Annotated in this window: 15 protein-coding genes and 1 tRNA gene; 13 read left to right on the top strand and 3 right to left on the bottom strand. The window is 68.0% G+C overall.

Annotation, left to right across the window (positions count from 1 at the left end; all coding sequences use genetic code 11):
* Positions 1-76: 76 nt before the first annotated feature.
* Entirely contained in the window at positions 77-1123 is a 1047-nt protein-coding gene (locus LZD57_RS06085) for an alcohol dehydrogenase catalytic domain-containing protein (protein ID WP_233718514.1), read from the top strand.
* 50 nt (positions 1124-1173) lie between these two features.
* Here the strand turns inward: LZD57_RS06085 and LZD57_RS06080 are convergent, their stop codons facing one another.
* The 3 genes from LZD57_RS06080 to LZD57_RS06070 all read right to left on the bottom strand — a co-directional run bounded on the left by LZD57_RS06080 (position 1174) and on the right by LZD57_RS06070 (position 2872).
* A complete protein-coding gene (locus LZD57_RS06080; protein WP_233718512.1) occupies positions 1174-2067 on the bottom strand; it encodes an alpha/beta hydrolase in 894 nt (297 codons plus the stop codon).
* A 62-nt stretch (positions 2068-2129) separates the two neighbouring features.
* Positions 2130-2492: a cell division protein ZapA gene (locus tag LZD57_RS06075; protein ID WP_233718510.1), complete on the bottom strand. Its 363-nt coding sequence runs from the start codon at positions 2490-2492 to the stop codon at positions 2130-2132.
* A gap of 101 nt (positions 2493-2593) precedes the next feature.
* Positions 2594-2872 (bottom strand): DUF4164 domain-containing protein, encoded by a 279-nt coding sequence (locus tag LZD57_RS06070; RefSeq protein WP_233718508.1) that lies wholly within the window; start codon positions 2870-2872, stop codon positions 2594-2596.
* A 277-nt stretch (positions 2873-3149) separates the two neighbouring features.
* Here LZD57_RS06070 and tkt point away from each other — a divergent pair, with 277 nt between their 5' ends.
* The 12 genes from tkt (at position 3150) to LZD57_RS06010 (ending at position 21698) form a co-directional block, all read left to right on the top strand.
* On the top strand, positions 3150-5156 hold the full coding sequence (gene tkt, locus LZD57_RS06065; protein ID WP_233718506.1) for a transketolase: 2007 nt from the start codon (positions 3150-3152) through the stop codon (positions 5154-5156).
* A gap of 156 nt (positions 5157-5312) precedes the next feature.
* Positions 5313-6329, top strand: a complete 1017-nt coding sequence (gene gap / locus LZD57_RS06060; protein WP_233718505.1) for a type I glyceraldehyde-3-phosphate dehydrogenase — start codon at positions 5313-5315, stop codon at positions 6327-6329.
* Positions 6330-6606: 277 nt separating this feature from the next.
* Positions 6607-8460, top strand: a complete 1854-nt coding sequence (locus LZD57_RS06055) for an autotransporter domain-containing protein (protein WP_233718503.1) — start codon at positions 6607-6609, stop codon at positions 8458-8460.
* 170 nt (positions 8461-8630) lie between these two features.
* Entirely contained in the window at positions 8631-9032 is a 402-nt protein-coding gene (locus tag LZD57_RS06050; RefSeq protein WP_233718501.1) for an Rrf2 family transcriptional regulator, read from the top strand.
* A 310-nt stretch (positions 9033-9342) separates the two neighbouring features.
* Complete coding sequence (locus LZD57_RS06045; RefSeq protein ID WP_233718499.1) at positions 9343-11100, top strand: efflux RND transporter periplasmic adaptor subunit; 1758 nt, start codon at positions 9343-9345, stop codon at positions 11098-11100.
* Positions 11097-14360: an efflux RND transporter permease subunit gene (locus LZD57_RS06040; RefSeq protein ID WP_233718498.1), complete on the top strand. Its 3264-nt coding sequence runs from the start codon at positions 11097-11099 to the stop codon at positions 14358-14360. The genes LZD57_RS06045 and LZD57_RS06040 overlap by 4 nt, the downstream gene beginning before the upstream one ends.
* Positions 14361-14597: 237 nt before the next feature.
* A tRNA-Glu gene (locus LZD57_RS06035) sits at positions 14598-14673 on the top strand.
* Positions 14674-14888: 215 nt separating this feature from the next.
* The gene (locus LZD57_RS06030) at positions 14889-15740 is read left to right on the top strand and encodes a helix-turn-helix transcriptional regulator (protein ID WP_233718496.1); all 852 of its coding nucleotides are present in this window, start codon (positions 14889-14891) and stop codon (positions 15738-15740) included.
* A gap of 100 nt (positions 15741-15840) precedes the next feature.
* Positions 15841-18822 (top strand): xanthine dehydrogenase family protein molybdopterin-binding subunit, encoded by a 2982-nt coding sequence (locus LZD57_RS06025; protein WP_233718494.1) that lies wholly within the window; start codon positions 15841-15843, stop codon positions 18820-18822.
* A complete protein-coding gene (locus LZD57_RS06020; protein WP_233718493.1) occupies positions 18819-19649 on the top strand; it encodes an FAD binding domain-containing protein in 831 nt (276 codons plus the stop codon). Before LZD57_RS06025 ends, LZD57_RS06020 begins: the two co-directional genes overlap by 4 nt.
* Positions 19637-20149: a (2Fe-2S)-binding protein gene (locus tag LZD57_RS06015; protein WP_233718492.1), complete on the top strand. Its 513-nt coding sequence runs from the start codon at positions 19637-19639 to the stop codon at positions 20147-20149. The genes LZD57_RS06020 and LZD57_RS06015 overlap by 13 nt, the downstream gene beginning before the upstream one ends.
* Positions 20142-21698, top strand: coding sequence for an AMP-binding protein (locus tag LZD57_RS06010; protein WP_233718490.1), 1557 nt, complete (start codon positions 20142-20144; stop codon positions 21696-21698). The genes LZD57_RS06015 and LZD57_RS06010 overlap by 8 nt, the downstream gene beginning before the upstream one ends.
* Positions 21699-21714 lie beyond the last annotated feature (16 nt).

Genomic DNA, 21714 nt, shown 5'->3' with positions numbered 1-21714 from the left:
GCCGCGCCGGATCGGCAGCCGGCCGATCAACCGGTGATGGCAGCGGCCAAAACGACATTTGGAAAAGGCGGCGACCATGCCCGAGATTCCCGCAACCATGAAAGCGTTGACCGTCCGATACGACGGCTATTCCGGAACCTCCGAAGGCCCTACCGTCGAGCGGCTGTCGGACTGGTGCGAGCTTTCGCAGATCGCGGTGCCGAAACCTTCGGGCAGCCAGGTGCTGGTCAAGGTGGGGCTCGCCAACGTCAATCCGTCCGACCTCCACTACATCAAGGGCGAATACGGCCAGCCGCGGAAGAAGGGGGCGCCCGCCGGCTTCGAAGGCATGGGGGAGATCGTGGCGAGCGGCGAGGACGAGGCGGCCCGCAAGCTGATCGGCCAGCGCGTCGCCGTCTCCGTGAGCCGCGGCGGCAGCGGCGTCTGGGCCGAATACGCCTTGACCGACGCGCGCGCCGTCGTGCCGCTTCACCCGAAGCTCCGCGACGAGGACGCGGCGGCCCTGATCGTCAATCCGATGACCGCCTGGGCGATGCTCGACCTGGTGAAGAAGGCCGGCGCGAAGGCCTTCGTCATGACCGCCGGGGCCAGCCAGCTCGGCAAGTTGATGGCCCGCCTGTCGAAGGAACTGGATCTCGCCGCCGTCGCCACCGTCCGCCGAGAGGCGCATCGCGGGGTGCTGGAAGGTCTCGGCGTCGGCACCGTCCTCAACACCGAGCGGGAAGACTTCGAGGACATGCTGGTGATGGCGATGCGCCAGGTGCAACCGACCGTTCTGCTCGACGCCGTCGCCGATCAACGCTCCGCCGACATCTTCGCGGCGATGCCGGCCGGCGCGCGCTGGGTGATCTACGGCAAGCTGTCGCCGCAGTCTCCGGCACTGCCGAGCCTCGGCCAGATGGTCTTCATGAAGAAGCGGATCGAGGGCTTCTGGCTGAGCGAATGGATGGCGAGCGCCACCCCCGACGCCCGCCGCGAAGCCTTCGAGGCGGTTCAGGAGCGCTTCGTCTCCGGCGCCTGGAAGACCGACGTCGCCGAAACGCTCTCCCTCGCCGAGGCCGGGGAGAAGCTCGGCGAGGCGCTGTCGGGTCTCAACCGCGGGAAGGTGCTGATCCGGCCGTGAGGCGAAAGGCTCGCGGCCGGCCGGACCGCGCCTTCTTCCCGCCCTTCGGCCTACCTCGCCTGCCTCCCGACGAAGCCGATCACCTCGTCGCGGATGCGCCGGTCGCCGAGGGGCAGAACCGTCGAAAAGGACGAAATCGTGCCGACATGGCCGATGCCGGGGTAGATCTTGGCGGTCACCGCAACGCCGGCCGCCTTCAGCCTGGCGGCCAGCGATCGGGTGTTCTTCGGATCGACGGTGGTGTCGGCATCACCGGTGATCAGCAGCGCCGGCGGCTCGTCGCCGGAGACGAAATTCACCGGCTGGCTGGCCTGGCGCACGGCCTTGGGGAAGATGCGCTTGTAGCGCTCTTCGGTCAGCGGCAGAAAGTCGTAGGGCCCGGACAGGCCGACGAAGCCTGACAGCCGGCGGATCGACGAACCGGCCGCGGCGAGATAGCGCCCGTCCGTCGCCAGGAGGCCGGCGATCTCGGCGCCGGCCGAATGGCCCATTAGAAACAGCGGGTGCCGGCCTTTCGGGATGCCCTCGCGGCTGTCCGCGACCAGCCGCTCGACGTGAGCCACGGCCTTCGCCGCGTCCTCGACGAAGCCTGGAAACCTCGTCTGCGGATAGAGCCGATAGTTGGGGATCGCGACGACGATGCCGGCGCTCGCCAGCGACTGGCCGACGAAGGGATAGATGTCCTTGGAGCCGGAATCCCAGCTTCCGCCATGGATGAAGACGACGACCGGCGCGGTCGCCGTCACGTGCCTGGGCAGATAGAGATCGAGGACGCGGCGCTCGCCGGGCGCATAGGCGAGATCGGAGACAAGCCGGTAGTCGCCGGAGGGCGTGACGGCATTGAGCGCGGCGGCGCAGCCGGAAAGGGCGAGGCCGCAGAAACCGCAGAACAGGAACAAGGCCACCCGCATCAAAAGGCCGGGACGATGCGCGGCCCTGTCCACGCTGACTGGCCCATCCGCACGGCGCTCCGCCGGCGGGGGTGGGCATTCGATGTCGTGTTCGTTCATTGGCCGCCTGCAAGCTTTGCGGAGATACGCTCGATGCTGGCGGCGGTTTCATCGAGGGTCCGGGCGAATTCCTCGCGGGTCGTCGCTTCACCGGCTTCGCCGGCCGCACGGGCGGTCACGTCCGCATCGAGCCTCGCCTGAAGCTCGGCGAGCCGGCGGCGGGCCTCGTGGAGTTGATCGGTCGCCATGATCGCCGCCATCACGGTCAGCCTCAGATCGCCGATCTGGCCGAAAGAACCGCGCAGCTCGGCGATCTTGCCGTCGACGTCGGCCGCGAGGGTTTCGAGGTGCTGCTCCTCGCCCTCGGCGCAGGCCATGCGATAGGTCTTTCCGTCGATGGTGACGACAATCTGCGGCATCTTCGTTCCCGTTCGAATCGCGGCTGACGAGCGTCCCTCATACTCCGCACCTGCCACGAAACGGATAGGTCACGGCCGCCCGTCGTCCAACCTCGGCTGAATTACTTGTGCTGGTCGAGCACCTTCCGGACTCGCTCCATCGCGTCGACGAGGCGTTTGGAGACTTCGCGATTGGCCTGTTCCAGACGCTCGCCCCGCGCCAGCGCGGCGTCGAGCTCACGGGCGAGACGGCCGCGGTCGGCGGTCTGGCGCTGCACCTCGGCGTCGACGCTCCGCAAGGCGCCTTCGCGTTCGAGGCGGGCGTCGACGGCTCCTTCCAACCGTTCGAGCGCCGTGCGAAGTCGCATCCTGGCTGCGTCGAACGGATCGTCATGCGGCATCCACGGTCTCTCCACAGATCACGAGCTGTCCAAGGATCGCGGCCCGCCCGCCGGACGGCGGCGCTCCCTTGGAGTTTCGGTGCGGTTGGGCCGGAAAGGGCCTTACTGCTCTTAACCGCTCGGGGCCGGCAAGGAAAGCGCGGCTCCTTCGCCGAGGCCTCCGGCGACCAGGGTTTCGTTGACAGGGCCGAGAGCTTATGATGGAAGCCGCGCGTCTCGGCGGCCCCTCATCCGGCGGCCAGATCCTGCCAAGGGGCATGACGGGGAGTCCTTCGCGATGACGACGCCAATGCGCCAGCTGATGGCGAACGCGATCAGGTTCCTCTCGGCCGACGCGGTGGAAGCGGCCGGGTCCGGGCACCCCGGCCTGCCGATGGGGGCGGCCGACATCGCCACCGTCCTGTTCACCCGCTTCCTCACCTTCGACCCCACCAAACCCGACTGGCCGGACCGCGACCGCTTCGTCTTTTCGGCCGGCCACGGCTCGATGCTGCTCTACAGCCTGCTCTACCTGCTCGGCTACCGCGACATCGGCATCGACGAGATCAAACGCTTTCGCCAGCTCGGATCGAAGACCGCCGGTCATCCGGAATACGGCCACGCCGCCGGCATCGAGACGACCACCGGGCCGCTCGGCCAGGGCGCAGGCAACGCCGTCGGCATGGCGCTCGCCGAGCGGATCCTCAATGCGCGCTTCGGCGACGACGTCGTCGATCACACCACCTACGCCCTCGTCGGCGACGGCTGTCTGATGGAGGGGATCAGCCAGGAGGCGATTTCGCTCGCCGGTCACCTGAAGCTCTCCAAGCTGATCTTCCTGTGGGACGACAACGGCATCACCATCGACGGCAAGGTCTCGCTCGCCGATTCCACCGACCAGTTGCAACGGTTCGAAGCCTGCGGCTGGCAGGCGCTGTCCTGCGACGGCCAGGACCACGACGCCATCGCCGGCGCCATCGAGACGGCCAAGGCGAGCGAGCGGCCGACCTTGATCGCGGCGAGGACGACGATCGGCTTCGGTGCCCCGAACAAGGGCGGCACCGAAAAGGCCCATGGCTCGCCGCTGGGAGCCGAGGAGATCGCCGCCGCGCGCAAGGCGCTCGACTGGCCCCATCCGCCCTTCGAGGTCCCGTCCGATATCCTCGACCAGTGGCGGCTCGCCGGCCTCAGATCGAGCGCCAGACGCAAGGCCTGGGAAACCCGCTTCGCCGCCGTCGACGCGGAAACCCGCGGCGAGTTCGAGCGGCGCATGCGCGGCGACCTGCCGAGCGGCTTCGTCCAGGCGCTGCACCGGTTCAAGCGCCGGATGAACGAAGAGCGCCCGGCGGTCGCCAGTCGCAAGGCGTCAGAAATGGCGCTCGAGGAGATCAACGCCATCGTCCTGGAAACGATCGGCGGCTCGGCCGATCTCGCCGGATCGAACAACACCCGCACCAGCCAGATGGCGGCGATCACCGCCGGCGACTACTCCGGCCGCTTCGTCCATTACGGCATCCGCGAGCACGGCATGGCCGCGGCGATGAACGGCATGGCGCTGCATGGCGGGATCATCCCCTATTCCGGGACGTTCCTCGCCTTCTCCGACTATTGCCGGCCGTCGCTTCGCCTCGCCGCCCTGATGGGCATTCGCGCGATCTACGTGATGACCCACGATTCGATCGGTCTCGGCGAAGACGGGCCGACCCACCAGCCGGTCGAGCAGCTCGCCGCCCTCAGGGCCATTCCCAATCTCCTGGTGTTCCGGCCGGCCGACCCGGTCGAGACCGCCGAATGCTGGCAGCTTGCCTTGCAGAACCGTGCGGCGCCCTCGATTCTCGCTCTGTCGCGTCAGGCCCTGCCGACGCTTCGCCTCGACGAGCACGACGAGAACCGCAGCGCCCGCGGCGCCTACGAGATCGATCCCGCGTCGGGAGAGGCCAAGGTGACGATCTACGCGACCGGCTCGGAGGTCGAGATCGCGGTCGAGGCGAGGGCCGAACTCGAGCGGGCCGGCATCCCCACCCGCGTCGTCTCGGTTCCCTCCTTCGAGTTGTTCCGCCGCCAGACCGCCGAATACCGCCGCGCGCTGACCGACGACCCGAGCTTCAAGGTCGCCATCGAGGCGGGGATCCGCCAGGGCTGGGACGAGCTCATCGGTCGCGACGGGCATTTCGTCGGCATGAACGGCTTCGGCGCCTCCGGCCCGGCGCCGGAACTCTACCGGCATTTCGGCATCACCGCCGAAGCGGTGGTCGACGCCGTGATGGAACGGCTGGGTGGAGAGGACACGCCCGAGGACGCGTGAAGCGCCGACGACCGGCGGGCGGCGCGCTGCCCCCGTTGGAAAATTCATGCCGGCCTTGAGAAAAGCTGACGGCGCCGCAAACTTGATTCGTCCGTCCGGCGGGGCTACAGCCCGGCTTCGAATCCGGCTCCGAGCACCCTTCAGGGAGAAACAAACATGGCAGTTCGCGTTGCAATCAACGGCTTCGGCCGTATCGGACGAAACGTCCTGCGCGCCATCGTCGAGTCCGGCCGCACCGACGTCGAGGTCGTCGCGATCAACGATCTCGGGCCGGTGGAGACCAACGCCCATCTCATCCGCTACGATAGCGTCCACGGCCGCTTCCCGGGCACCGTCACCGTCGAGGGCGACACGATCGACGTCGGCCGCGGCAAGATCAAGGTGACGGCCGAGCGCGATCCGAAGGCCCTGCCATGGGGCGACATGGGCATCGACGTGGCGATGGAATGCACCGGCATCTTCACCGATCCGGCCAAGGCCGCAGCGCATCTGGAAGCCGGCGCCAAGAAGGTGCTGATCTCCGGTCCGCTGTCGAACGCCTCCGGAGCCGAGAAGACCATCGTCTTCGGCGTCAACCATCAGACGCTGACGGCCGACGACAGGATCGCCTCCAACGCCTCCTGCACGACCAACTGCCTCGCCCCGGTCGCCAAGGTCCTCAACGACGCCATCGGCATCGACAAGGGCTTCATGACGACCATCCACTCCTATACCGGCGACCAGCCGACGCTCGACACCATGCACAAGGATCTCTACCGGGCCCGCGCCGCGGCTCTGTCGATGATCCCGACCTCGACCGGTGCGGCGAAAGCCGTGGGCCTCGTCCTGCCGGAACTCAACGGCCGCCTCGACGGCGTGGCGATCCGCGTGCCGACGCCCAACGTCTCGGTGGTGGACTTCAAGTTCGTTCCCAAGCGCGACACCAGCGTCAAGGAAATCCAGGAGGCGATCCGCGCCGCCGCCACGTCCGGTCCGCTCAAGGGGATCCTCGGCTTCACCGACGACAAGAACGTCTCTTCGGACTTCAACCACGATGCGCATTCCTCGATCTTCCACATGGACCAGACCAAGGTCATGGAAGGCTCGCTGGTGCGCGTGATGTCCTGGTACGACAACGAGTGGGGCTTCTCGAACCGCATGAACGACACCGCCGTCGCGATGCACGACGCCTGAGGCGCCCTGGATCGAACGACGCTTGCGAAAGGCCGTCCTCCGGGGCGGCCTTTTTCCGTCGAGGGGCGAGCATTCGCCGGTTCCGCCGATCGTCCACAGACGAGCCGGGCTCGCCCGTATCCGCAGGGTCCGTCTCGGCGCCACGCTCCGGCTTTGCGGCTTTTCGGTGACAGACGGGGGCCAAGACGTTCCTCCCCGCGTCGAAGTGCCGATCTGACGCTTGCGTCAACGGCACTCGATAGGCTTTTGTTTTCAGCATCGTATGGGGGGATCAACGATGCTGAAAACTCGTCTGGCGAAGGGCCTCTTCGCATCGACCATCGTCGCGTTGGCGGCACAGCCGGCCATGGCACGGGACATCGGCGCCGTCGTTTCGTTCGGCGACAGCCTGAGCGACAACGGCAATCTCTATGCTGCGACGGCCGGGACCACCCCCGCTTCTCCGCCATACTTCAACGGCCACTATTCGAACGGCCAGGTTTTCACCGAATATCTGAACGGACCGATGCAGACGGCCGGCGCAGCCTTTCTCGGCGGCGTGCCCATCGATCCGACCGCGAACCAGAACTATGCCTTCGGCGGCGCCCGGACGGACAACCTGAGCGCGTCGCCGCCGGGCATTCCTGACCAGATCGGCTTCTTCCAGGCTCAGGACGGCGCCTTCGCGGCCAACGACGTCGTGACGCTTCTCGGTGGGGCGAACGACATCTTCCAGGCTGCGGCGCTTCCGACGGCAACGCCGGCCAGCATCGCCGGGGCTGCGACACTTGCCGCCCAGAACGTCGGCACGGCCGCCGGAACCCTTTCTCAGATCGGCGCCCCGACGGTGGTCGTTCTCAACCTGCCCGATCTCGGCCTGACGCCGCAGTTCAACGGCTCGCCGACCACGCAGTTCGTCGGATCGTTCGCTTCGGACACCTTCAACGCGGCGCTGAGCCAGGCGGTCTTCGCCTCGGCAGCGGCCAATCCCGGCACCGACACCCATCTCGTCGACGTCGAGCGCGTCTTTTCCGCGGTCATCGCCGACCCGCAGCGCTTCGGCTTCGACAACGCCACCGACGGATGCCGCTTCGTCGCGAGCTGCCTGAACGGCACCCAGGCCGAGCAGAACCAGTACCTCTTCTTCGACAACGTCCACCCCACCACGGCCGGCCATCAACTCCTCGCCGCGCTGGTCCTCGACTATCTGACCGCAGGCGAGCAGGCGGTGAATGTCGGCTCGATGTCCGAGACCGCGATCCTCGATCGCTACGAGGGCGCCTCCTCGGCCTTCGAGCGCGGGCGCAAGGTGCTCGCCGGCGGCGCCGGGGCCGCCGGTTTCCACACCAGCTTCGGCGGCAACTGGTACGACCGCGGCGACGGCGACGGCATGCATGGCTACGACTACGGCGTCGGCACCGTCCGCCTCGGCTACGACGCCTTCCTCGGCGACGCCCTCGTCGGCGGCTCCGTCAGCTATTCCAACGGCTCGGTCGACGACTCGCCGATCACCTACGACACGCAGGCCTTCGCCGCCGATCTCTACGCCGCGACCATGATGCACGGCTTCCAGCTCGGCGCGACGGCCGGCGTAGCCCATGCCGACTTCAACGACATCGAGCGCGTCACGCTGTTGCCCGGCGTCGCCAATGGCGGCGCCGACACCAATGCGGTGGTCTACGACGTCGGGGCGGAGATCGCCTATCCGATGGCCTTCGGCGACCTCACCGCGACGCCGAGCCTGTCCCTCACCTATCTGCATTTCGACGTCGACGACTTCACCGAGTCGGGGCTTGCCGCCCGCATCCAGTACGACGGCTACGATCGCGACGCGCTGTTCGGCGCCGCCAACCTCGATCTCGCCTATGCCACCGAGGCCTTCGGCCGCCCGGCCAGGCTGACCGGGCGGATCGGCTACGAGGACAATCTGACCAGCGACGACGCGGGCATCGTGTCGCGGATTTCGGGCAGCCCGTCGCAGAATTCCTTCGCCGCCTTCGACGACCTTTCCGGCCGGGGCTTCGTGCTCGGCGCCGGCGCCGAAGCGTCCTTCACCGACGACGTCGCCGGGTCGCTCTCCTATTCGGTGGGCTTTTCCGACACGATCGACGTCAGCCACGCGGCGAAGGCGATGCTGACCGTCAAGTTCTGAACCCGACACGTCGGAGCGGGCTGAACAGGTCCGGCGATCCGAGCTTGCAGAGAAGGGCTGCCCGGCGGGGTAGCCCTTTTTCCGTTTTCGGCACCACTTCCGAGCATCACTCGGCCCGGCGACGCGCGGCCGTCCTGCAAGACGGTATAAATCGTAATAATCGAAGTTCCATGAAACGCGACAGCCGCCTCTCTTCCGTCCTCCATGCGCTCCTGCACATGGAGACCCGAGGCAGGCCGATGACGTCGGAAGACCTCGCCACCTGCATGTCGACCGATCCCGTCGTCGTCCGCCGGACCATGGCGGGCCTCCGGGACGCCGGCTTCGTCCGCTCCGAGCGCGGGCCGAACGGCGGCTGGTCCATCGCCTGCGACTTCGACCGGGTGACGCTGCGGGACGTCAACGCGGCGCTCGGTGAGCCGGCGCTCTTTGCCGTCGGCAACCGCCGGGAAAATACGGCCCGCCTGGTCGAGCAGGCGGTGAACGCGGCCCTCGACGATGCTTTCGAGGCGGCGGAAGCGCTGCTGCTCGAGCGCTTCGCCACCGTCACGCTCGCTGCCGTCGCCGCCTGAGTCGGGGGGGGGGCGGGACGCCGGCGAGCAGAGGCCCGACATCGACGGCCAAGCGTCGATCTCGCGGCGAAATCGCGCCGGGTCACCCGGCGCCAAGGGCGGCGGCGCGAGCTTTCCTCCGCCTTGCGGCCGGCGATGCGGCAGGTGCCTCCACGTCTTTTCCGGATCGATCCGTCGCCGCCGACCGATCGGCCCACGCTCCCGTGAACCGTCGACGGGTTGGGTTCTCGGGCCGTCGCCATATATCCGCCAGGCAAGCCGAAAACCGCAACCGGTCGGGATGTCGATCGGCAGAGACTTGGAATTCCGGATGACACGAAACATCGCGCCCGGTTGGTTGTCGTCAGCCGCCCTTCTGGCTGCGACGCTGGGCGTCTTCTGCCTGACGGGCAGCCCGGCGCTGGCGCAATCCGAAGAAGGCGGCCAGGGCGGCCAGGAGCAGAGCGCCGGATCGACGCTCGACCTGCCGCTGATCGGAAAGATCGAACTGCCGGACTTCCTCTCCTTTCTCGGCTCCAGCGACGACGACGGGTCCGGCGGCTCCGGGCCGGGCGGCACCCAGCAGGCCGGCAACCAGCCGCCGCCGGCGGTGATCACCCAGACGGCGACGGTGAAGCCGGTCGGCGACCGGTTCGAATTCATCGGCCGGATCGCGGCGATCCAGCAGGTCTCGATCCAGGCCCGCGTCGAGGGCTATCTCGACACCGTCGCCTTCAAGGGGGGCGAGACCGTCCGGAAGGGCGACCTTCTCTTCCAGATCGAGACGGCCCAGTACGATGCCGCGCTCGCCTCGGCGAGAGCGCAGCTCTCGGGCGCCCAGGCGCAGCTGAACCAGGCCGGGCGCAGCCTGGCGCGCAGCAAGGAACTGGCCCAGAGCGGCACCGTCAGCCAGTCGACCCTCGACGACGCGCAGGCGGCCTTCGAATCCGCCCAGGCAACCCAGCTCCAGGCCGAGGCGGCGGTGCAGCAGGCCGAGCTGAACCTCGGCTACACCCGGATCGTCGCGCCGATCGACGGGACGATTTCCGCACCGCTGATCACCGCCGGCAATTACGTGTCGAACGGCAGCGGCGCCCTCGCCAATCTCATCCAGATGGATCCGATCTGGGGCGTCTTCCCGATCGGCGAAGGCCAGTTGATCAATTGGAAGAAACTCGGCATCGGCAGTTCCGAGCCGCCGCCGGTCGAAGCGCAGCCCGCAGGAGGGGCCGACGCCGAAGCGTCGGGCGATCGGACGAATGCCGGCGGGAACTCCGGCGGCAATGCCACCGGCGACGATCCCGAGCAGAACGGGCCGGAAGGCCGGCAGGCGGCAGCCACCGCAGCCGACACGGCCGAGCCGGCCGATGCCGGCTCCGACGACCCGCAAACCGCCGAGGCCCCCTCCGCCGACGGCTCCGCCGCGGCCGGTTCGTCGGGCCCGCCGGCCGGGGCCGAGGAAGTCGGCGGCGAAGGCGAGGAGGTTGCCTCTTCCGCACAGGAGGCGGAAGACTTCGTCCTGTCGCTGGTCCTGCCGAACGGCTCGAACTATCGGCCGACCGGCGCCTTCGACTTCGTCGACAACACGGTCAGCGCCACCACGGGCACGATCGAGACGCGGATCCGCTTTCCCAATCCGGAAGGCTATCTCCTGCCGAACGAGAACGTCACGCTGGTGACGACGCAGAAGGCCCCGCCGCGGCTGCCGGTGATCCCGCAGACGGCGGTGCAACTCTCCCGCGAGGGCCGCTCCGTCCTGATCGTCAAGGACGACGACACGATCGAACGTCGGATGATCACCGTCGCCGCCGATGGCTCGGACGGCACGCTCGATCCCGGCGAAGTCGCGGTGACGGAGGGGCTGAGCGGCGGCGAGAACGTCGTGGTGCGGGGCGCGGCGACGCTGAAGGAGGGCCAGAAGGTTTCGCCGCGGCCGGCGAGTGCGCAGGCCGGAAACGGCAATGCCCAACCGGAGGCGGCACCGGCTGGCGGCGGCACGCCACGAAGCGGTGAAGCGGCAGGGGGCGAGGCGGCGGACTCGGGTGGCGCGGCCGAAGGCGGCAGCGGCGGCGGAGGTGCGACAGAGTGATCTCCGACATCTTCATCCGCCGCCCGCGCCTTGCCGGCGTGGTCTCGGTCGTCATCGTCCTTGCCGGACTGCTGGCGATCTTCACGCTGCCGATCCAGCAATATCCGAACATCACGCCGCCCACCGTCAGCGTCTCGGCGAGCTATCCGGGCGCCGACTCCACCGTCCTCGCCGAAGCCGTCGGCGCGCCGCTCGAGCGCGCCATCAACGGCGTCGAGAACATGACCTACATGTCCTCGACCTCGACGGATTCCGGCAACTATTCGCTGTCGATCACCTTCGACATCGGCACCGATCCCGACATCGCCCAGGTGAACGTTTCCAACCGGGTACAGCTGGCGACCTCGCAGCTTCCGGAAGCGGTGACCCGCCAGGGCGTGACCGTGCGCACCCGCTCGCCGAACTTCCTCCTCGCGGTCGCCTTCTATTCGACCAATCCCGATCTCGATCCGATTCAATCCGGCGCCTACCTGTCGACCAACGTGGTGCCGGCGATCCAGCGCATTCGGGGGGTCGGCGACGCGCAGGTCCTCGGCCCGTCGGACTACGCGATGCGGATCTGGACCGACCCGCGGAAGATGGCGGCGCTCGACGTGTCGGCGAGCGACATCTCCGCTGCGATCCAGGCCGAGAACCTGCCGGCCTCGACCGGCCAGGTCGGCGCTTCGCCCGCGCCGGACGGCCAGGCGACCGTCTACACCATCACGTCCCAGGGCCAGCTCTCCTCGCCCGAGCAGTTCGCCAACATCGTCGTCAAGACCGGCGACAACGGCGCCATCGTGCGGGTGCGCGACGTCGCGCGGGTCGAGCTCGGGGCCCAGAGCTATGCGGTCAATACCTTCGTCGGCGACAAGCCCGGCCAGACGATCCAGGTGAACCAGTCGCCCGGCGCCAATGCCATCGAGACCGTCTCGGCGGTGAAGGCCGAACTGGAGCAGCTGAAGCCCGGCTTTCCGGAGGGCCTGCAGTACCAGGTCATCTACGACTCCACGACCTTCGTCTCGGCGACGATCGAGGAGATCATCTTCACCCTCGCAGTCACCGCGCTGATCATCGTCGTCGTGGTCTTCGTCTTCCTGCAGGACTGGCGATCGACGCTGATCCCGGCTCTGGCGATCCCGGTGTCGCTGATCGGGACCTTCGCGATCCTCCTCGTCATCGGCTTCACCATCAACGTCATCACGCTGCTGGCGTTGATCCTGGCGATCGGCCTCGTCGTCGACGACGCGATCCTGGTGGTCGAGAACGTCCAGCGCAACATGACCGAGCGCGGCATCGACCGGGTCGAGGCGACGCATGTCGCCATGGGGGAGATCACCGGACCGATCATCTCGACGACGCTGGTGCTGCTCGCGGTGTTCGTGCCGACGACCTTCCTGCCTGGCCTCACCGGCCAGCTCTACCGCCAGTTCGGCATCGCCCTGTCGGCCTCGATCCTCCTGTCCTCCCTCGTCGCGCTGACCCTGACGCCGGCGCTCTGCGCCATCCTGATGCGCCCGCCGACGCGCGCCTGGGGGCCGCTGCGCGCCTTCAACTGGGGCCTCACCAAAGCGCGCAACGGCTATGCCGGCGTCGTCGGCTTCCTCGTCCGTCGCGTGGCGCTGGCGCTCCTCGGACTGATGGTCGCGATCGGCATCGCGGCCCTGAGCTTCACCAGCCTGTCCTCGACGCTGTTGCCCGACGAGGACCAGGGCGCGATCCTGTTCGACGTCTCGCTGCCCTCGGGAGCATCGCTGCAGCGGACCACCGAAGCGATGCTGGAAGTCGGCGAGATCATCAAGCGGACCGAGGGCGTCAATGCGTATGTGCTGGTCCCCGGCTTCTCGATCCTCAACTCGGCGCGGATCTCGTCCGGCGGCCTCGGCATCATCACGTTGAAGCCCTGGGGCGAGCGCAAGAGCGTTTTCGAGACGCTCGGGCAGTTGAACGCCGAGTTCTCGCAGATCCCCGGCGTCACGGTCGCCGCCTTTCCGCCGCCGCCGATCCCCGGTCTCGGCTCGGTCGGCGGCTTCACCTTCGAGCTCCTCGCGCAGAAAGGCCAGGATCCGGCCGAAGTCGCCGCCGTGGCGCGCTCCTTCGTCAGTGCCGCCAACCAGCGGCCGGAAATCTCCGGCGCGCGAACCACCTTCTCCACCGACGTGCCGCGGCTCTACGTCTCCATCGACCGCGACCGCGCCGAGACGCTCGGCCTGTCGGTCTCCGACATCTACGACACCATCGGCTCGGCGATGGGCGAGAACTACGTCAACCAGTTCCTCTATCAGGGCCGGGTCTATCAGGTGCGCATCCAGGCGGACGCTCCGGCAAGGGCCGCGCCGGGCGACATCGCCGATCTTCATGCCAAGAACGCTCGCGGGGAGATGGTGCCGCTGAGCACCGTGGTGAACGTCTCGACGACCTTCGGACCCTATACGCTGCCGCGCTACAATCTCTTCACCGCGCCGGAGATCACCGGCAACGCGGCGGCGGGCTATTCCTCCGGCGCGGCGCTGACGGCGCTGCAGGAGGTCGCCGACGAGACGCTGCCGGAGGGTTACACCTATGCCTTCTCCGGAACGTCCTATCAGGAGCGGCAGGCCGGATCGGTGACCTATCTCGTCTTCGCCCTCGCCTTCGTCTTCGCCTATCTCTTCCTCGTCGCCCAATATGAGAGCTGGCTGCAGCCGCTTGCGGTGATGCTGTCGATCGGCGTCGCGGCGGCCGGCGCGACAACCGCCCTTCTCGTCTTCGGCCAGTCGTCCAACGTCTATTCGCAGATCGGCATGGTGATGCTGATCGGGCTGGCCGCGAAGAACGCCATCCTGATCGTCGAGTTCTCCAAGGAGCGGCGGGAACGGGACGGCATGGAGATCACCGAGGCGGCGGTCCTCGGCGGCCGACAGCGCTACCGGGCGGTGATGATGACGGCGCTGGCCTTCGTCCTCGGCCTCATCCCGCTGGTCACCGCATCGGGGGCGGGCGCCGCCTCGCGCAATGCCATCGGTTGGGCCGCGATCGGCGGAATGGTGGCCGCGACCTTCGTCGGCATCCTCATCGTCCCGTCGCTCTTCGCCTTCTTCGAGCGCATCGCCGAGGGCCGCAGGGGCAAGCTCTGGGGCCGGGAGACCGAACGCTCGCAGGAGGGCCCGATCGCGCGTGCCGACAGGCCGGGCATCGCCTTCCCGTGGCAGAACCGCGAGCGGCGTCGCGGCCCGGCGGACGGCTCCGGCGTCGACGAAGCCCCCGATGCCACGGACGACGCACCCTCGCCGGCAAAATAGCCGGCGCGCCGGGGCGGAGAACGTCCGGTGACGGGCAGCCCCGAGGGTGGCGCGCCCGGACGCCGATCGATCTCGCCGTCCCGCTGCAGCGCCGGCAAATCCTCGGCCGGAACCGACGCTCGCGCCGGCCGGATGGCGATCGAGCCGAGCCTCGGTTGGGCGGTCGGACCCCGGCCGGGGAAAATCCGCCGGGGTCGCTTGCGAAGCGCCGAAATCATCCGTATACAGCCCCTCGCCGCGCCCATCGTCTAGCGGTCTAGGACGCCGCCCTTTCACGGCGGAAACACGGGTTCGAGTCCCGTTGGGCGTACCATTCTTCTGGCAATGCTTCCCGATTTCCCGGACGATCGATCACTTGCCGCTGGCGGGGTAGGCTTCGCGCGAGGCGCGATGCCCATGGTGGGGACGGGCCCTGCGGCGGAAAGCGGCGTGACGGGACGATTCGTCTCGGCTCGTTCCCAAGCTCCGGTGTTCCGTCGGCCCACCATCCATAATGCTTTCGCACCAAGGCTGTGATATCGATGGCGAATGTCGAATGCGCTGCGACTTGCGAGAGGAAGCTTCGGCCGTGTCGCGCTGCTCGACATGGATCGCCCGCTCGTGCGCCACGCCCATCCCCATTGCCATGTGCTCCTGAAGGTCGAGGGGGCCGACACGCAGTTTTCCGTCGCCGAGCGCGTCGTGCCGCTGACCGATGAGAGCGCCGTTCTGATCAATGCCTGGGAGCCCCACGCCTATGCCCATTTCGAAGGGCAGCCGGCGACCGTCATCCTGGCGCTTTACATCGAGCCGAGCTGGCTCGGCGAGTTCCGACCGAACTGGAAGGCGAGCGGCGCGCCGGATTTCTTTCCCGATCCCGTCGGCGCGACGAACCCGCGGATTCGATCGCTTTCGCGGATACTCGCCGAGGCGATGGTCCGCGATCCGGGCAACGAGGCTGAGCACGAGCGGCTCCTGGCCGGGTTGATGATCGCGGTGATCGAACGCTTCGCCGCCTGGCGCGATACGCCGGCCTCGCTCCGGCTTGCAGCCGCTTCGGCCGTCGATCATCGTATCCGCAAGGCAACGAAGACGATGCGGGCCGACCCCGGCGCAGTCACCGACATCGACAGGCTCGCCAGCGACGTCGGCCTGTCGCGGGCGCATTTCTTTCGCCTGTTCGAGGCCTCGCTGAACGTCAGCCCCCGCATCTATCTGAACGTCGTGCGTATGGAGCGGGCCGTCGCGGCGGTGGCGGAAGGGACCGCATCCTTCGCCACCGTTTCCGACGGCCTCGGATTCTCGGCGCCGGCGCATTTCTCGCGATTCTTCCACGATCACGTCGGCTCGTCGCCGACCACGTTCCGGACGGTCTCCGCCCTCACCCGCGACCGATTTTGAGACTCCTCGGTAAGCCGCGCGACTCCTCGGGATCGCCGGCCATGAGCGTGCGCGTCTAATCTCCCGCAAACGGCGCCCAATGCGGCGTCAGGGAGGCTCAATGACGATCAATCCGACCGCCGACCGCTGGGTCGGACGTTCGCTCGCGCGTGTCGAGGATGCCGCGCTGGTGACCGGCCGGGGACAATTCATCGACGATCTCGCGACGCGGACCGGCACCCTCGAAGCCGCGATCGTGCGCTCGCCCCATGGCCATGCGGTGATCCGATCGATCGACGTGACCGAGGCCCTGAACGCCAAGGGCGTTGCCGCCGTCGTCACCGGCGAGGACGTCATGCGCCTGACGCGCTCGATGACCGTCGGCGTCAAGGCCGACGTCGAATGCTGGCCGGTCGCGACGGACCGGGTGCGCTATGTCGGCGAGCCGGTGGCGATCGTCGTCGCGGCGAACCGCTATCTCGCCGAGGACGCGGCCGAAAAGGTCGCGGTCGATTATGAAGTTCTCCCGGCGGCTGTGGAACCGGTTGCGGCGCTGAAGAGCGACGCGCTGGTTCTGCATCCGTCGCTCGGCTCGAACCTGATCAACGAGCGCTCCTTCTCCTACGGCGATCCGGATGCGGCCTTCGCCTCGGCCCCGCGGCGGGTGAAAGTCGAGGTCACCTATCCGCGCAATTCCTGCACGCCGATCGAAACCTACGGCGTCGTCGCGAGCTATGATCCGGGCGAGGACGCCTATGACATCCTCGCCAATTTCCAGGGTCCGTTCTCGATCCATGCGGTGGTCGCCCGCGCACTGAACGTGCCCGGCAACCGGATGCGGCTGAAGACGCCGCCGTCTTCCGGCGGCAGCTACGGCATCAAGCAGGGCGTCTTTCCCTACATGATCCTGATGGGGGTGGCAGCGCGGATCGCCGGTCGCCCGGTCAAGTGGATCGAGGATCGGCTCGAACATCTCGCCGCCTCCGTCTCGGCAACGAACCGGGTGACGACGCTGGAAGCGGCCGTCGAACCGGATGGGCGGATCACCGCGCTTGCCTGGGACCAGATCGAGGATTGCGGCGCGCATCTGCGCGCGCCCGAGCCGGCGACGCTCTATCGCATGCATGGCAACATGACCGGCGCCTACGCGATCGAGAATCTGTCGATCCGCAACCGCGTGGTCCTCACCAACAAGACGCCGACCGGGCTCAATCGCGGCTTCGGCGGCCCGCAAATCTATTTCGCGCTCGAACGGCTGATGCAGCGGGTCGCCAGGGATCTCGGCCTCGATCCGCTCGCCGTCATCCGGCGCAATCTCGTCCCCGCCGACGCCTTTCCCTATCGCACCATAAGCGGCGCGCTGCTCGACTCCGGGGACTACCAAACGGCGCTCGACCGGGCGGTCGAAGAGGGCGGGCTCGACGAGTTGAAGCAGAGGCGGGATGCGGCGCGCGCCGAAGGCCGGCTCTACGGTATCGGCATGGCCGCCGTGGTCGAGCCCTCCGTCTCCAATATGGGCTACATCACCACGGTCCTGTCGCCCGAGCAGCGCGAAAAGGCCGGTCCGAAGAACGGCGCGCAGGCGACCGCGACCGTCGCCATCGATCCGCTCGGCGCGGTCTCGGTCAAGGTCGCCTCGGTGCCCCAGGGCCAGGGCCATCGCACGGTGCTGTCGCAGGTCGTCGCCGACGCTCTCGGCCTCGATCCGAAGACGATCTCCGTCCTCGCCGATGTAGATACGTCCCGCGACGCCTGGTCGATCGCGTCGGGCAATTATTCGAGCCGCTTCGCACCGGCCGTTGCGGGAGCAGCGAAGCTTGCAGCCGACCGGCTGCGCGTGAAGCTCGCCGAGATCGCCGCCGCTCAGTTGAACGTCAAGACCGACGACGTCGACTTCGCCAAGGGCCGTGCCTTGTCGCGCACCAATCCGGACAACTCCGTCTCCTTTGCCCGCGTGGCGGCGGCGGCCCATTGGGCGCCCGGCACGCTGCCCGGCTCGGTCGACCAGACGATCCGCGAGACGGTGTTCTGGACGCCGGACGAACTCCAGGCGCCGACCCGCGAGGATGAGGTGAACTCTTCGCTCTGCCACGGCTTCATCTTCGATTTCTGCGGGGTGGAGATCGACCCCGCGACCGGCGAGACCCGGATCGACCGCTACGTGACGATGCACGACTGCGGCACGATCCTGCATCCGGCGATGGTCGAGGGCCAGGTGCGCGGCGGGTTCGCCCATGCGCTGGGGGCCGCACTGCTGGAGGAATACGCCTACGGTGCCGATGGCAGCTTCCAGTCGGGCACGCTTGCCGACTATCTGATCCCGACCGTGATGGAGGTGCCGGAGCCGGTGATCCTCCATCATGAGAGCCCGTCGCCCTTCACACCGCTCGGCGCCAAGGGCGTGGGCGAGGGCAATTGCATGTCGACGCCCGTCTGCATCGCCAATGCCGTCGCCGACGCCATCGGCGCCGACGATCTGACCCTGCCGCTGTCGCCGAGCAGCATCGCCGGCCTGCTCGCTCGTCTCGATGAGAGCGAGGAACCGCAGCCGAAGATGACGCCGAAGCCTGCGGAGGAATTGTCACCCGGCGGCCAGCGCAAGCTGACCGGTGAAGGCGCGGCGGATGTCGCGGCGTCGCGGGAAGACGTGTGGCGCATGCTGCTCGACCCGGCGACGCTCGATGCGATCATTCCGGGCTCCCACGGCGTCGAGAAGGTGTCGGAAACCCAGTTCAAGGCGGACGTGACGCTGGGCGTCGGCCCGGTGAAGGGCCGTTACAAGGCAGACATCGCGCTTTCCGATCTCGACGAGCCGAACGCCGTCACGCTCACCGGCAGGACGGTCGGGGCGCTCGGCTTCGGCGAAGGCTCGGGGCGGATCACGCTCGAGGATCTGGGAAGCGGCAGGACCCGGATCGCCTATTCCTACGAGGCCGCGATCGGCGGCAAGGTCGCCTCGGTCGGCGGGCGGCTGCTCGATGGGGCGGCACGCGTGGTGATCGGCCAGTTCTTCAAGGCGCTCGCCAACCATGCCGGAGGGGGCAAAGTGCCGGGAGTTGGGTGGTTCGGACGGATCAAGGACCTGATCGGGGGTGGCCGATGAAGCCGGCTCCGTTCGACTATGTGCGCGCCGAAACCCTGGACGAGGCGCTCGACGCGCTCTCTCAAGCGGGCGACGAGGCCCGGGTGATCGCCGGCGGCCAGTCGCTCGTGCCGATGCTCAACATGCGCCTCGCGCGGCCTTCTGTGCTGGTCGACATCACCCGGCTCGCCGAGCTGAAGCGGATCGAGGAGCGCAAGGGATCGATCGTCATCGGCGCCGGCGTGCGTCAGGTCGAGCTCGAACGCTGGGCGCCGCTGGCAAAGCTTCTGCCTCTTGTGAATGCGATGATGCCCTGGGTCGGTCATGCCCAGACCCGGGCGCGGGGCACGATCTGCGGCTCGCTCGCCCATGCCGATCCGAGCGCCGAACTGCCGCTGGCGCTTTTGGCGCTGCAAGGCCGAGTGCATCTCAGGAGCCGCCGAAAGGCGCGGGTTCTTCCGGCGAGCGATTTCTTCATGGGCATGATGGCAACGGCGGTCGCGCCCGGCGAGATGATCGAAGCCGTCTCCTTTCCCGTTCACGCCATGGGAACCGGCACCGCCTTTCACGAGGTCGCGCGGCGGCATGGGGATTTCGCCATCGTCGCCTGCGCCGCGATCGCTAGGCCGGACGGCAGGAACCGCCTCGCCATCGGCGGCGTCGCCGATACGCCCCAGGTGACCGAACTCCCCTCCCCGTCCGATGACGGTTTCGACGACGCACTCAACGAATTCGCCTGGGCGCTGAACGCCCGCGACGACCTGCACGCCAGCGCCCGCTATCGCCGCGACCTCGTCCGCAAGCTCGGGCGCCGGACCGTCGAGGAGGCCATACAATGCCGAAGCTGAACCGCGAGAGGCGGCATGCGATCACCTTCCGCCTGAACGGGCGCGAGGTCACGGCCGAGGCCGAGGGGCGGATGCTCCTGACCGACGTCCTGCGCCATGTCGTCGGCGCGACCGGCACCCATGTCGGCTGCGAGCACGGTGTCTGCGGGGCGTGCACGGTGCAGCTCGACGGCGAGCCGGTGCGCGCCTGCCTGATGCTGGCGGCCCAGGCCGAGGGCGCGGACATCCGCACGGTCGAGGGGCTGGAGCCCGCCGCCGGCGAGCTGTCGCCCCTTCAGGCGGCGTTTCGCGAGCACTTCGCGCTCCAATGCGGCTTCTGCACCGCCGGCATCCTGATGAGCCTCGACGCGCTGCTGACGCGCGAGCCCGACGCCTCGGAGGAGGCGATCCGCGAACATCTGTCCGGCCATCTCTGCCGGTGCACCGGCTACGCGCCGATCGTCAAGGCGGCGCTCGCGGCGCAAGCACGCATGAAGGAGGAGACCCCCGAAAATGCTTGATCTCGGCACCAGCCTTCTCGCCAGCGTCGAGCGCGATCCGAACGCGCTGGCGATCTCCGACGGCGATCTGGACCTCACCTATGGCGAATGGTTCGCAAAGATCTCGGCCCTCGTCGACGGCCTCGATGCGATGGGTCTGAAGCAAGGCGACCACGTCGTGACCGTCATGCAGAACCGCTGGGAGAACGCCTCCCTCCATTGGGCCTGCCAGCTCGCCGGCATCGTCATCACGCCGATCAACTGGCGGGCGAAACCCGACGAGATCGACTACGCGCTGGCGGACTCGGAGGCCAAGGCGCTGTTCTATCAGGATGTCTCCGCCGAGGCCGTGGCAGAGTCTGGAAAAGCGCAGAACCTTCCGCGCGTGATCGCGGGCGACGCTGAAGGCGGCGCTCATTCCCTGAACGACATGCTGGCCGCCAAGGCCGCCGACGCGACCCCGCAAGCCTCGGCCGACGACTGGTCGCTGATGCTCTACACCTCCGGCACGACGTCACGGCCGAAGGGCGTGCCGCGCCGCCACCGGGCCGAGCGCGCCGCCGCCATCGCCCATGTCGCCCAGAACCTCTACCGGCATGGCGAGCGCACGCTCGGCGTCATGCCGCTCTATCACACGATGGGCGTCCGCTCGCTGCTCGCCACCTCGCTGATCGGGGGCGCCTTCGTCTGCCTGCGGCGCTTCGATGTCGAGGGCGCGCTGAGGGCGATCGAGACGAAGAAGGTCACCAACCTCTATCTCGTGCCGACGCTCTATCACGACATCCTGCATCACAAGGCCTTCTCGAAGGAGCGCGTCGCCTCGGTGACGAAGCTCGGCTTTGCCGGCGCCTCGATGACCGACGGGCTGATGAAGAAGCTGAACGAGGCGTTCCAGCCGGAGCTCTTCGTCAATCACTACGGCTCGTCGGAGGTCTATACCTGCACGATCGACCAGAAGGCGCCGCTGAAGCCGGGTTCTGCGGGACGCTCCGGCCTCAACCAGATGATCCGCGTGGTGCCGCTCGGCGCCAATGACGCCGAGACCCGTGCAAAGCCCGGCGAAGAGGGCGAGATCGTCGCGTCGCTGAAAGGTGACGAGGCGTTCGAGGGCTATTGGAAGCGCCCGGAAGCCACCGCCAAGTCGCTCCGGGACGGCTGGTACTTCACCGGCGACACCGGCTATTTCGACGAGGACGGCGATCTCTTCGTCACCGGCCGTGCCGACGACATGATCATCACCGGCGGGGAAAACGTCTCGCCGGTCGAAGTGGAGAGCTGCCTGTCGCTCCATCCGGCCGTGGAGGAAGTGGCCGTCGTCGGGCTTCCCGACGAGCGCTGGGGCAAGGTGGTCACCGCCTTCGTCAAGCGCTCTCGGCTCGTCGCCGAGGCCGATCTCGACGCCCATTGCAAGACCTCCGGTCTCGCCAATTTCCGTCGCCCGCGCGCTTACGTGTTCGTCGACCAGATCCCGAAATCGCCGGTCGGAAAGCTGCTGCGCCGCATGCTCGTTTCCGGCGACTTCGAGGCGGAAAAGACCGCGCCTTCGGGCAACGACGCCCAACACTCCTGAACCATCCGAGGACCCA

The sequence above is a fragment of the Jiella avicenniae genome (genome assembly GCF_021390325.1).
Taxonomy (GTDB): Bacteria; Pseudomonadota; Alphaproteobacteria; order Rhizobiales; family Rhizobiaceae; genus Jiella; species Jiella avicenniae.
Note: the sequence above shows the minus strand (reverse complement) of the source record. Positions and strands in the feature narration are given on the sequence as shown.